Annotated in this window: 10 protein-coding genes and 1 pseudogene; 5 read left to right on the top strand and 6 right to left on the bottom strand. The window is 58.8% G+C overall.

The features are described 5' to 3' along the window. Window positions 1-244: 244 nt before the first annotated feature. Window positions 245-928: a GntR family transcriptional regulator gene (locus tag RUE5091_RS23720; protein WP_243470850.1), complete on the top strand. Its 684-nt coding sequence runs from the start codon at window positions 245-247 to the stop codon at window positions 926-928. A gap of 5 nt (window positions 929-933) precedes the next feature. Then, window positions 934-2,137: pseudogene (locus RUE5091_RS21450) on the top strand (aminotransferase); the annotation flags it as partial. Between the two features lie 222 nt (window positions 2,138-2,359). Here RUE5091_RS21450 and RUE5091_RS21445 read toward each other — a convergent pair. After that, the gene (locus RUE5091_RS21445; protein WP_058283986.1) at window positions 2,360-3,121 is read right to left on the bottom strand and encodes a class I SAM-dependent methyltransferase; all 762 of its coding nucleotides are present in this window, start codon (window positions 3,119-3,121) and stop codon (window positions 2,360-2,362) included. 350 nt (window positions 3,122-3,471) lie between these two features. Continuing rightward, entirely contained in the window at window positions 3,472-4,770 is a 1,299-nt protein-coding gene (locus tag RUE5091_RS21440) for a lytic murein transglycosylase (RefSeq protein ID WP_058283985.1), read from the bottom strand. A 111-nt stretch (window positions 4,771-4,881) separates the two neighbouring features. On the opposite strand from RUE5091_RS21440, the gene RUE5091_RS21435 reads away from it, so the two are divergent. After that, window positions 4,882-5,268 carry a DUF1801 domain-containing protein gene (locus RUE5091_RS21435; protein ID WP_058283984.1) on the top strand — a complete coding sequence of 129 codons (387 nt, stop codon included), beginning with the start codon at window positions 4,882-4,884 and terminating at the stop codon, window positions 5,266-5,268. Here the strand turns inward: RUE5091_RS21435 and rnr are convergent. From rnr to dapE, 3 genes are read right to left on the bottom strand one after another with little or no spacing between them, the layout of a single operon-like run. After that, window positions 5,259-7,517 carry a ribonuclease R gene (rnr, locus tag RUE5091_RS21430; protein WP_058283983.1) on the bottom strand — a complete coding sequence of 753 codons (2,259 nt, stop codon included), beginning with the start codon at window positions 7,515-7,517 and terminating at the stop codon, window positions 5,259-5,261. The genes RUE5091_RS21435 and rnr overlap by 10 nt on opposite strands. Before the next feature lie 47 nt (window positions 7,518-7,564). Next, a complete protein-coding gene (locus tag RUE5091_RS21425; RefSeq protein ID WP_058283982.1) occupies window positions 7,565-8,140 on the bottom strand; it encodes a TIGR04282 family arsenosugar biosynthesis glycosyltransferase in 576 nt (191 codons plus the stop codon). 3 nt (window positions 8,141-8,143) lie between these two features. Further along, a complete protein-coding gene (gene dapE, locus RUE5091_RS21420) occupies window positions 8,144-9,283 on the bottom strand; it encodes a succinyl-diaminopimelate desuccinylase (protein ID WP_058283989.1) in 1,140 nt (379 codons plus the stop codon). A 209-nt stretch (window positions 9,284-9,492) separates the two neighbouring features. Between dapE and RUE5091_RS21415 the strand changes: the two genes are divergently transcribed. After that, on the top strand, window positions 9,493-10,551 hold the full coding sequence (locus RUE5091_RS21415) for a transporter substrate-binding domain-containing protein (protein WP_058283981.1): 1,059 nt from the start codon (window positions 9,493-9,495) through the stop codon (window positions 10,549-10,551). Here the strand turns inward: RUE5091_RS21415 and RUE5091_RS21410 are convergent. Next, entirely contained in the window at window positions 10,548-10,892 is a 345-nt protein-coding gene (locus RUE5091_RS21410; RefSeq protein ID WP_207383765.1) for a DUF8846 family protein, read from the bottom strand. The two genes, RUE5091_RS21415 and RUE5091_RS21410, sit on opposite strands and share 4 nt — an antisense overlap. Window positions 10,893-11,240: 348 nt before the next feature. Here RUE5091_RS21410 and RUE5091_RS23355 point away from each other — a divergent pair, with 348 nt between their 5' ends. Beyond that, on the top strand, window positions 11,241-11,597 hold the full coding sequence (locus RUE5091_RS23355) for a hypothetical protein (protein WP_058283980.1): 357 nt from the start codon (window positions 11,241-11,243) through the stop codon (window positions 11,595-11,597). Window positions 11,598-11,645: the final 48 nt, after the last annotated feature.

The following is an 11,645-nucleotide window of genomic DNA, read 5'->3' as shown; positions in this document are numbered from 1 at the left end:
CTCGTCAATATAGTCAGACCAGTTGTATACACGCACCTCTTCGGCAAAAGCCGCCGAACTCCCCAATGCGATGATCGCCGTCATCGTCAGCGTTTTGAGTGACATTTTTTTCTCCCTGAAAGTGTACGGGTATAATCCCGTTTTTTCGGATTTGATCAAGTTTTGCATTTTTCCCGATCCCGCGTATGGTTCCAGAAGGTCTGAAATCTGGCAAGACATCATCATTGGAAATGGGGTAAACCAATTGGATTTGATCAAAAATAAGGCATTCGACACAAAAGCAAAGGCTGCAAAACAACCCGCGCATGAACAGGTCTATCAAACCCTCAAAGCACAGATCATGTTCGGTGAACTGGTGCCCGGACAGCCCGTCACGATACAGGGTCTGACTGATTCGCTCGGGGTGGGCATGACTCCCGTGCGCGAGGCCATCCGCCGCCTGATCTCAGATGGGGCACTAGTGTTTCAGGGCAACCGTAGGGTCAGTGTGCCTTTGTTTTCCGCCCGTGATGTCGAACAGATGATTTTCGCTAGAATATCAATAGAATCAGAGCTCTCAAAACGCGCGACCGGGAATATGAGCAGCGCGGATGTCGACAATTTGGAACGCATCGATCAACGGCTGGATCGCACAATCGCAGATGGGGATGTCAGCGGATACCTGAATCTGAACCACACGTTCCACGAAACGCTTTATTCCTTCGCCGACGCCCCGATTCTGCGCGATCTGACCGAACGACTGTGGCTGAGATTCGGGCCGTCTCTGCGTGTGGTTTGCGGCCGTTTTGGCACGCAAAGCCTACCGGACCGGCACAAAGACATCATCGTCGCCCTACGCGCAAAAGATGCTCAAATGGCAGCAAAAGCAACCGCTCAGGACATCGAACAGGGGATGGAACTGATGGCGGATGCCCTGATCGACAGTTAGGGGCGTGCGTCAATATCGGCTGTGGCCGCGATGAACTGGCTGAGGTCGCCGCCCGCCAGATGCGTGAGCCGCCGTATTACAACACCTTCTTCAAGACGACCCATGTACCCGCTATTGCGTTGGCTGCCAAGATTGCCGAGCTAGCACAGGGCGATCTGAAACATATGTTCTACGCCGGTGCCGGGTCCGAGGCAAACGACACCAACATCCGCCTAGTGCGCACTTAGTGGGCAGAGAAGGGTCAGCCCAACAAAAACATCATCATCAGCGGTCACAACGCCTATCACGGCTCGTCTGTGGGGTCCGCGTCTTTGGGTGGAATGGCTGGGATGCACGCGCAGCGCGGCATTCCGATCCCGAACATCCACCACATCAACCAGCCGAGCTGGTGGTCCGAGGGCAGCACCATGAACTCTGAGGATTTCGGCTTTGCTCGCGCGCGCGAGCTGGAGGAAGCCATTCTGGAGCTGGGCGAAAGACCGCGTCACCGCCTTTATCGCCGAACCCGTGCAGGGGGCGGGCGGCGTAATCGTGGCACCCGACAGCTACTGGCCCGCGGTTCAGCGCATCTGTGACAAATACGATATCCTGCTGATCGCGGATGAGGTCATTTGCGGGTTCGGTCGCACTGGCAACTGGTTCGGCTCGGAGACCGTGCGCATTCGGCCGGAAATCATGACCATCGCCAAGGGACTCAGCTCGGGCTATGCGCCCGTCGGGGGGGCCATCGTCAGTGATGAGATCGCCAGGGTCATCGGCAGTACCGAATTCAACCATGGCTATACCTATTCTGGCCACCCATTCGCGGCGACTGTGGCGCTGGAAAACCTGCGCATCCTTGAATAGGAAAAGATTGTCAAACACGTCCGCGATGTGGCCGCGCCCTAATTGAAAGAGAAATGGGAAGCGCTGGCCGATCACCCGCTGGTGGGTGAGGCCAAGATCGTCGGCATGATGGCAGCCATCGCGCGGACCCCGGACAAGGCCAGCCGCGCCCAATTCGCGTCCAAACCCGGCACAGTCGGCTATATCTGCCGCGACCGCTGCTTTGCCAACAACCTGATCATGCGCCATGTGGGCAACCGGATGATCATCTCACTCCCGCTGGTCCTGACCCCTGCGGACATCGACGAGATGTTCGTGCGGATTTACAAGTTGCTGGATGAGGCACATGCCGAGATCATCGCGCAGAGGTTAAGGAAAGTGGCGGCGTCGGCCGACAGAAAGAGACACCAGGGAACGCTAAGGGCAGCTCGCAAAAGTCGCCCCTCGTTCTATTGAGTATTCTTCATCGCGGTGGTCCCCTTTGAGCCTAAAGAGGTCGATGCTACAACGACCAAGCCCTATGCATTTTTGTTCTCGAAGCGCGGCCTGGAAATTCCAACCAGGTGAGCACCCCGACCAGAATGTGCTTGGAAGAAACACTCAACATCAACCAGATTTTGTCGCTGCTGCTGAAAAGAACGGCCTCAGGCGCGGTACAAGGCGTTGCGTCAAGCGCGTCAAACGACGCTTCCCGCGCATTCCCCTATAAATGATTTCCTTAGTTGTGATATCAAAGTGCTCAAGGAACTCCGTCACATCGCGTGTCGTGTACTCGCGCACATGGCCCATGTGGCCCAGCGTTCGCAGCTTTGTGTATTCGTAATACGGGTCGGGACAAACAAAGGCGCTGCGATTCGACCACACCAGGTTCCGTATTCCTGCGAGGCTCTGCAGGTTAGGCGTCGAGAGAAACAGTTGCCCACCTGGCTTTAATACCCGAGCGACTTCGCCCATTGTGAATATGGGGTCGATCCGCAGGTGTTCGAATACTTCGTTAAACAACACGACGTCGGCGACGCCGTCGTCAAGCGGCACGGTATCTTTCTCGATATCGCATTTTAATATCTCAAATGATCCGGCAGCTTCCGTGATCCGGTCCGGTTCTAAATCGATACCGATCACTCGGAACCCAGCCGCCTGAGCAGCATGCGTCAAAAGACAAGGAGCCGACCCAAACTCAACCACAGTATCGCCCTCGGATGCGGTATCACGGAGCATTCGTAGGTCAGTGGCAAGCCGCTTTCTATGGTTGCGGAAGTATTGTGTAAACCAATCCGCGATCGTGTCAGAAGGGCGTAACTTCTCATAAGCCGCGTCTATCAGTGCGAGATCAGCTTCGGTGTATGCTGGCTCAATTGATCGCTTCATGGGCTAGAGATCCTATTTGCAAGTCGATGACCGGTTTATTGACAGGACTTCCAGCCTGAACGGATTCACCAGTCCAAGTAAGCTGATATTCTACGCTGAGCTCGGTATCCACCAATTTTAGGGGGGCAACAGTCCGAAAATTTGGTCAAGCTGTGAATGCGGCAATTCCTCGCTTTCTCCAAACGGTTATTCATCGTGAACGGAGGGCTGTAGGTGAATGTGAGACCGCGCTTTGCCGAATACCTGCCTCTGATTAGCGGAAACGAAAGCCGACGCCGACACTCGTGTTTCGAACGGTAGCTTCGTTCCCATAGCGGCCTAACGCAACTAGCAGTCGGCCCATTTTTCAGTCACCTTAAACGCTCCAACAGGTTCAGGCTGGCATAGCCGTCGGGTAATAGCCCTTGTGCCAGCTGGTACGCGCGCACGGCATCGGTCGTGTTTGGTCCGGTGCGCCCGTCTATGCCCTGCGTATCAAATCCGGCCGCAGTCAGGCGGGTTTGTAATTCCTTCTTCTCGGTGAAGCTCAGCACCCGGTCGCCGCGCGGCCAATCCCGCTGAAACGAGGCATGTCCCGCCAGACGGTCGGACAGGTGGCCGATACCGATCACATAGGCATCGGCGCCGTTGTATTTCTCGATCACGCCGAAATTGTCGAAGATCATCAGCGCCACGCCCTGCCCTCCGGCTGGCAACAGGATGGCCGCCTGTCCGTGATCCGGAACCGGCTTGCCGTCGCGCCCAACTACTCCGTGCGCGGCCCAATCCGAGGGCAGCAATGTGTAATCCCGTTTGGCCCTGGCATAGTCGAACCCGTCGGGCAAGCGCACTTCAACGCCCCAGGGCTGACCCTTTGTCCACCCGTGCCGCGCCAGATAGGCGGCAGCTGAGGCCAACGCGTCTGTCGGGTCGTCCGACCAGATATCGCGCCGTCCGTCCCCATCGAAATCCACTGCGTGATCCAGATATGAGGTCGGCATGAATTGCGTATGGCCCATCGCGCCCGCCCAGCTGCCCACCATGTTTTCGGCGCTGACATCCCCGGCCTGAACGATCCGCAAAGCCGCAATCAACTGGGTTTCAAAGAACTGCGCCCGCCGCGCATCAAAGGCCAGTGTCGCCAGCGAGCGGATAGTCTGATCACTGCCCCGGAACGTCCCGAACGAGGTCTCAAGCCCCCAGATCGCCGTTACAACCTCTTTCTCGACGCCATATTGCGCCTCGATCCGAGTCAAGGTTGCCTTATGGCGGTCCAGCCCGACACGGCCATTGCTGATCCGCCTGTCCGAGACAGCCGCATCCAGATACTCCCAGATCGGTTTCGAAAACTCGGCCTGATTGCGATCCCGTTCGATGATCTTCTTGTCATAGGTCAGGCCCGCCAGCGCCCGGTCCAGCGTCGCGGAGGAAACGCCCTGTCCCACCGCGCGCTCGCGGAACGCCCCCAGCCACGCCTGAAACCGCGCGTTTCCTTCGGTTGACACCCGATACTCCTTGAACGAAGGCCGCACAACCGGTCGGAGCGACACGGTTATATCAGCCGAAGCCAGCTGAAAGGTCTGTGACCCATCTGCTGAGTTGAGGGATTCCGCCTGCACAATGGATGCCCACAATGCAGCGGCTATGATGCCACTTACGCACTTACGCATTCCGAAAATCCTGATTACTGCTCAACCTCAGGATAGCGCAAAGTGAGAGATTCACAAAGCACTCAGACCAAAATACCTGACGCGCCCGGTCAAACAGAATAAGCTGCTGGGATGACACCCTTTGACGATCCAATAGTCGCCACCGCATTTGAGGCGCTACCAGAAGATGCTCGTGCCGGAGCGCTGACCTTGCGGGGTCTGATTTTTGACACTGCTGCGTCGCTGCCTAGTGCTCAGCCTCTGCTAGAATCGTTGCGCTGGGGTCAGCCTGCCTATCTGGCTCCGAAAGGTTCGACGATCCGGATCGGCACACATAAATCCGCGCGGTTTGCCCTGTTCGTCCATTGTCAAAGCCGGCTGATGGGCGATTTCACTTCGGCTTTTCCGGGTGAGGATCGGCTAGATGGCAACAGGGCCGTGTTGTTTGACGACCCCGCGCAGATCGACCCGACGCGCCATGGCTGGCTGATTGCGCGGGCACTGACCTATCACCTTTGACGGCGTTTACGTTCAACCTTGCGCTTGATCTTGTCTTTCTTGCGCTTTGTGCTGACTGCTTTGCGCCGGGTTGGTCGCCCTTTCGGGCCGCGCCCACGAGGCAGTGCCTGATCGTCGATAGACAGCAACTCCAGCTCCAGACCGCCGGTCACTGGTGTCGCCGCCGCAAGACGCACGGTGACACGCTGGCCAATGGCGATGATCAACCCGGTGTCTGAGCCCATCAACGTTCCGGCCTCGCGGTCAAAATGGAAGAACTCGCGCCCCAGCGACCGGACGGGAACCAGACCATCCGCGCCGGTCTCGTCCATCTTCACAAAAGCCCCGAACCGGGCGATGCCGCTGATGCGACCCGAGAATTCATTGCCCACCCGTTCACTGAGATAGGCGGCCAGATAGCGGTCGGTCGTATCACGCTCGGCCATCATCGACCGGCGTTCGGTGTCCGATATATGGGTGGCGGTTTCGTCCAACCGGGCGATTTCGTCCTCGGTCAGCCCGTCGTCACCCCAGCCATGGGCCGTGATCAGCGCCCGATGCACGATCAGGTCGGCATAGCGCCGAATGGGCGAGGTAAAATGCGCATAGTTGCGCAGCGCCAGACCGAAATGGCCGAAGTTTTCGGCATTGTAATACGCCTGCGCCATAGACCGTAGCGTGCTGAGGTTGATCAACTCTGCATCCTCGGTCCCGGCGGCAGCGTTCAATAGCGCATTCAGATGCCGGGTCTGCAGCACCTGCCCCTTGGCTAGGTTGAGGCCGGCCGCTTGTGCCGTTTCCCGCAGACTTTCCAGTTTCTCCGGCGCGGGCTCTTCATGCACGCGGAACAGCAGCGGGCGGCGCTTGGCAATCAAGGTCTCGGCAGCGGCGACATTGGCGAGGATCATGAACTCCTCGATCAGCTTATGCGCGTCCAACCGGTCGCGGAACGCCACACTGGTCACTTCGCCCGCGTCGCTGAGGACGATCTTGCGTTCCGGTAAGTCCAGCTCCAGCGGCTGCCGTTCTGCGCGGGCCTTCTTCAGGGTCGCATACGCGGCGTAGAGCGGTTTCAGAACAGGTTCCAACAAAGGCCCGGTGCGATCATTCGGATTGCCGTCGATGGCATCCTGCACCTCGGCATAATGCAGCGACGCGGCCGAGCGCATCAGGCCGCGCACAAAGCGATGGCCGATCTTGTTGCCGTCGGCGTCGATCTGCATCCGCACGGCGATACAGGCGCGCGGGACGCCTTCGTGCAGGGAACACAGATCGCCCGACAGCCGATCCGGCAACATCGGCACCACACGATCCGGGAAATAGCTGGAATTGCCGCGCTTGCGCGCCTCACGATCCAGTGCAGTGCCAGGCTGCACGTAGGCCGCGACATCGGCGATGGCGACCCAGATTACATGGCCTCCGGGGTTTTTCGGATCATCATCGGCATGCGCATAACAGGCGTCGTCATGATCCCGCGCATCCGAGGGATCGATGGTCAGCAGCGGCATGTCCCGCAGGTCTTCACGGCCTTTCAGGCCGACGGGTTTGGCCTTGTCGGCCTCAGCAATCACCTTGTCGGGGAAATCATCCGGAATACCATGCTGGTGGATCGCAATCAGCGACACCGCCTTGGGTGCCGAGGGATCGCCCAGCCGTTCCACGACGCGCGCGCGTGGCAAGCCCATGCGGTTCTTGGGACCGGCTTGTTCAGCCTCAACCAACTCACCGTCCCTGGCACCCAGAACGGCTCCGTCGAGCACCAGCCATTCGGTCGAGCCGGCCTTGTCGATGGGGACGATCCGCCCTCCTTCGGCCCCTTTGCGGAAGATCCCGACGATCCTGCGCGGGTTGGTGCCAACGCGACGGATCAGGCGGGCCTCGTAATTGTGGTCTTCTTCATGCACCACTGTCAGCCGGGCCAAAATTCGGTCACCTTCGCCCAAGGCCGGGTCACTGGCGCGGGCAACGATCAGAACAATAGGCTCGACCCCTTCGCCATGCCATTCCAACGGACGCGCGAACAAGTCGCCATCTGAGTTCGGCGCTTTCACCTGCAACACGCTAACCGGCGGCAAACGGTCCGGGTCACGATAGCTGCGATTGCGTTTTTCCAGATGCCCTTCGGCCTCAAGCTCTTTGAGGATACGCTTCAGATCAATCCGATCCGCGCCCTTGATGCCAAAAGCCTTGGCGATATCGCGTTTCGAGGTCAGGGTGGGGTTCGCCGAGATCCAGTCGAGGACCTCTTGCTTGGTAGGAATGCGAGTCATAATTCCGGCGTATCACGGGGATGCGACGGCGTCATGACCAAAAAAGATCAGGGTTTCAGATCGGCAACAGTGTCCACGTCACGCAGAGGATCCAGAAAGGCCACTCGTGTTCCGGAGATTGAGGCCAGCGTATCGGCCAGCGCGTGCTCGGTCGACCAGCGGACATCGCGGAACAGATTTGTCGGCAAGGCCCCATAGCGCTGCGCGCCGACCAGCCAATAGCCGCCATCCGGTGCAGGCCCGAACACCATCTGAGCTGAGCCCAGCGCCTTGAACGCCTGCGGGATATGCCCCCGCGTGATGCCGGGGATATCCGCACCGATCAGACAAACAGGCCCTTTCGGCATGCCTCGCAGCATCCGGCCCATGCGATGGCCCAGATCGCCATTTCCCTGCGGGGCGCGTGGCAGATCAACCGGCCAGATACGGCTGTTCAGCCCCTCGCGGTCCGGCGACACCGCCAGCACGATCTGCCACCGCGGATCCCGCAGCCGCCGGATCAGCGACCGGGTTTGATGCCGGAACCACCAGGCCGCGCCAACCATGCCGATATCGCGACCTAAACGGGTCTTCACCCGCCCCGGACGCGGTTCTTTGACCATGATGACCAGAGTGCGCTGCATAGATCAGGCGAAATAGTCCCGCAGGATGCGAGTGTAGATAGCCTTGAGCTGGACGATCTGCGCAACCTCGACGCATTCATCCACCTGATGCATCGTCCGGCCGACCAGGCCGAATTCAACCACCGGGCAGTGGTTTTTCACAAACCGCGCGTCCGAAGTACCGCCGGTGGTCGACATCTCGGGGCGCACGCCCGTTTCCGCTTCAACCGCTTGCGCCACCAGATCAGAGAGCCGGCCGGGCGGGGTCAAGAAGCTTTCGCCGGAGATTTTGATTTTGATATCAACCTTGATGTCATACGCCTCAGCCACGCGCTGCGCCTCGGATCGCAACCAGTCACTGAGGCTTGTGCCCGAGTGCAAATCGTTGAACCGGATATTCACCGCCCCGCTGCACAGCGCAGGAATCACGTTGGTCGCAGTGTTTCCTGTGTCGATATTAACAACCGCCAGCGTCGAAGCATCGAAATGGTCCGTACCCTGATCCAGCTCATGACTGGCCAGATCGTGCATCAGCCGCGCCATCGCGGGCAGCGGGTTTTTGGCCCGGTGCGGATAGGCAGAATGCCCCTGCACGCCGGTTACCGTGAACCACGCCGTCATCGAGCCGCGGCGCCCGATCTTCATCATCTCACCCATCGTGTTCGGGCAGGTCGGCTCGCCAACCAAACAGACCGACATACGCTCATCCGCGCTGTCCATATAATCCAGCAACGCGGTCGTACCATCCACGGCGTCTCCTTCTTCATCTCCGGTGATGGCCAGAATGACGGCTCCGTCCGGCGGCGTGTCCCGCACGAAATCCACCGCTGCCGCCGCAAAGGCCGCCACGCCGGATTTCATGTCTGTCGTTCCACGCCCGTACATCACGCCGTCGCGGATTTCTGCGCCGAAAGGTGGCATGGTCCAGGCAGCCTCATCCCCTACTGGAACAACATCGGTATGACCGTTGAACCCAAAGCTACGCGCATGACCCTTTTCACCCCACCGCGCGAACAGGTTGGCGATGCCACCACGATCAACTCGTGTGCATTCAAACCCTGCATCCGACAAAAGCTTTTCCAGCAACACCAGCGCGCCGCCCTCTTCGGGTGTGACCGATGGGCAACGGATCAGCTCCACCGTCAATTCTACCGGATCTGTCATGGTGGGGCCTCTTTGGTTCATTCGCGCGCTGGTTCGCGCACAGATTCAACGAATTGGACCGATTGCCAACCCCTGCCCGCCCAAATCCGAGCGCTTTTTTTCGTTTGTATCGCCCTGACACCCCAATAAAACACGGGCCTTTACCCCGCGACCACCTTGCCGGGCCATTCAAAATTGCGTTAGAGCCGCGCGAAACAGGTAAACTGACGATGATACGCGCCCTATTCGCCCTGATCTGCCTGACCTTCATCACGCTTGCACAACAAGCTCAGGCGCAGACACTGGAAGTCACCACCGTGACCCGCCCTCCGTTTTCCTATGTCGAAGACGGAGCCCAGACTGGTTTTTCTGTGGATCTGCTGGCAGCTCTGGCCGAGTCGCTGGGCTGGGACTATTCGGTTAATCGGGTCGAGGCATTCAGCGATATGCTGGGTGCGGTGCAGGACGGCACCGCCGATCTGGCCATCGCCAATATCTCGATCACCGCCGCGCGCGAAACGCAGATGGATTTCAGCCAGCCAATTTTTGAGGCCGGTTTGCAGATCATGGTCCCATCCGAGGCTGCGCGGCGCCCCTCTCTGCTGCAGGCGCTGCTCTCGGCTGAACTGTTCATCGCCATTGGCCTTGCCTTTGCCATCCTGCTGGGTGGCGGCATGCTGATGTGGGGGTTCGAGCGCCGCTCGCAACCCTATTTCGACCGCAAACTGAACGAGGCGTGGTTCCCGTCCTTCTGGTGGGCGCTGAACCTGGTGGTCAATGGCGGCTTCGAGGAGCGCATGCCGCGCACCCCCTTTGGACGCGTGCTGGGCGTGGTTCTGGTGGTGTCATCGCTGTTCATCGTGTCGGTTTTTACCGCGCGGATCACTTCGGTCATGACGGTGGATGCAATCAGCGGCAGCGTGAATTCGGTCAACGATCTGTACGGCAAACAGGTTGGGACAATATCGAACTCGACCGCTGCCAATTTCCTGACCCGGCGCGAGATCGAATACACCGGATATCCAGGTCTGGATGAGGTGCTGACCGCCTTCCGCGAAAAAGATCTGGACGCGGTGGTTTTTGACGCACCGATCCTGTCCTACTATGCCGCGCACGAGGGGCGCCGGTTCGCGTCGATGACCGGAGGCGTGTTCTTGCGCGAAAGCTATGGCATCGCCTTCCCGACGGGGTCTCCACTGGTCGAGGACGTCAACCAGGCGCTGTTGTCGCTGCGCGAAGACGGCACCTATGACGAGATTTACCGCAAGTGGTTTGGGGTACGGAACTAGGGCGTTTCTTCATCCCCGAAAAACGGCGTCATCTGCGCGACGATGACCGCGTTTTCGTCCAATGCTCGCTGCATCAGCGCCCGTTCGTCCGGGTCGATGTCATGGCCCTGCGCCTCACGCTCGGCCAAAGTGCCATAGCCGGTCACATCCAAAGGCGCTGTGTCAGCCTGTTTCAGGATCGCCACGGTTTCGCGCACGGCTTCGGCCTCATCCACGCCGCTGGCAAAACAAATCAACGCCGCGCCAGTCGCACCTTCGGGCAGGCCATCGCCATCCTTTCGGCCGATCTGCACAAGCAGGGTATAGACTTGTTGACGAGAGGGTTTCTTTTGCTTTTCCATGCAGCCTGCCTTACGGGCGGAATAAGACATGGTCAACTCATAGAACGATCCGGCAATTGGGTCCGATTCGGTGCGCAAGCAAGTTAAATACACCGCACCAGGGTCAAACGGCACCCAAGAGTGTGCAAAATTGACACATATCGCCGACAAAAATATCTCCAAAGGATTGACATCACATTCAACCAGAATCCGCATGGTTGAAAACGGCATCAGTTTGCCGACGTTTTGGGGATTTTGCGCAAGTATTGGCTTACCGCAGCACTGCACTTTTGGGTCGATACGAGGATTGGCAAGCGAAATTTAGAATACCCCCACTATTGGTCGCAATTTTTTGAAAAGGAAAGTTCGATGAGTACGTTGTCCAAACTCCTGACTACCGCAGCTAGCGTGTCCATTCTGGCCCTAGCTTCCACAGCATTTGTTGTGACAATTGCGTCTTCCAACCCTGCGCAAGCTCAAGAGGATAGTGAATCCGGCGACCGCGGAGGCGATGGTGACGATGGTGACCGTGGAGGCGACGGCGACGATGGCGACCGTGGAGACGACGGTGACGATGGCGACCGTGGAGACGACGGTGACGATGGCGACCGCGGAGACGACGGTGACGATGGCGACCGCGGAGACGACGGTGACGATGACGGCCGTGAATACACCGACGGCGAAGACAGTGGCAGCGCAGTCGAACGCCCGGCTGAAGATCGCTGACCCACTTTTTTTCTGCCGCCGGTCAGGCGACGGGATCAGAACTGATGT

Source organism: Ruegeria denitrificans (genome assembly GCF_001458295.1).
GTDB classification, from domain to species: domain Bacteria; phylum Pseudomonadota; class Alphaproteobacteria; order Rhodobacterales; family Rhodobacteraceae; genus Ruegeria; species Ruegeria denitrificans.
This window is presented reverse-complemented; position numbering and strand designations above follow the sequence as displayed.

Bases quoted from the DNA above. Each gene is read 5' to 3' on its own strand.
- RUE5091_RS21445 (WP_058283986.1), bottom strand. From the start codon at position 3,121: ATGAAGCGATCAATTGAGCCAGCATACACCGAAGCTGATCTCGCACTG.
- RUE5091_RS21440 (WP_058283985.1), bottom strand. From the start codon at position 4,770: ATGCGTAAGTGCGTAAGTGGCATCATAGCCGCTGCATTGTGGGCATCC.
- RUE5091_RS21435 (WP_058283984.1), top strand. From the start codon at position 4,882: ATGACACCCTTTGACGATCCAATAGTCGCCACCGCATTTGAGGCGCTA.
- rnr (WP_058283983.1), bottom strand. From the start codon at position 7,517: ATGACTCGCATTCCTACCAAGCAAGAGGTCCTCGACTGGATCTCGGCG.
- RUE5091_RS21425 (WP_058283982.1), bottom strand. From the start codon at position 8,140: ATGCAGCGCACTCTGGTCATCATGGTCAAAGAACCGCGTCCGGGGCGG.
- dapE (WP_058283989.1), bottom strand. From the start codon at position 9,283: ATGACAGATCCGGTAGAATTGACGGTGGAGCTGATCCGTTGCCCATCG.
- RUE5091_RS21415 (WP_058283981.1), top strand. From the start codon at position 9,493: ATGATACGCGCCCTATTCGCCCTGATCTGCCTGACCTTCATCACGCTT.
- RUE5091_RS21410 (WP_207383765.1), bottom strand. From the start codon at position 10,892: ATGGAAAAGCAAAAGAAACCCTCTCGTCAACAAGTCTATACCCTGCTT.
- RUE5091_RS23355 (WP_058283980.1), top strand. From the start codon at position 11,241: ATGAGTACGTTGTCCAAACTCCTGACTACCGCAGCTAGCGTGTCCATT.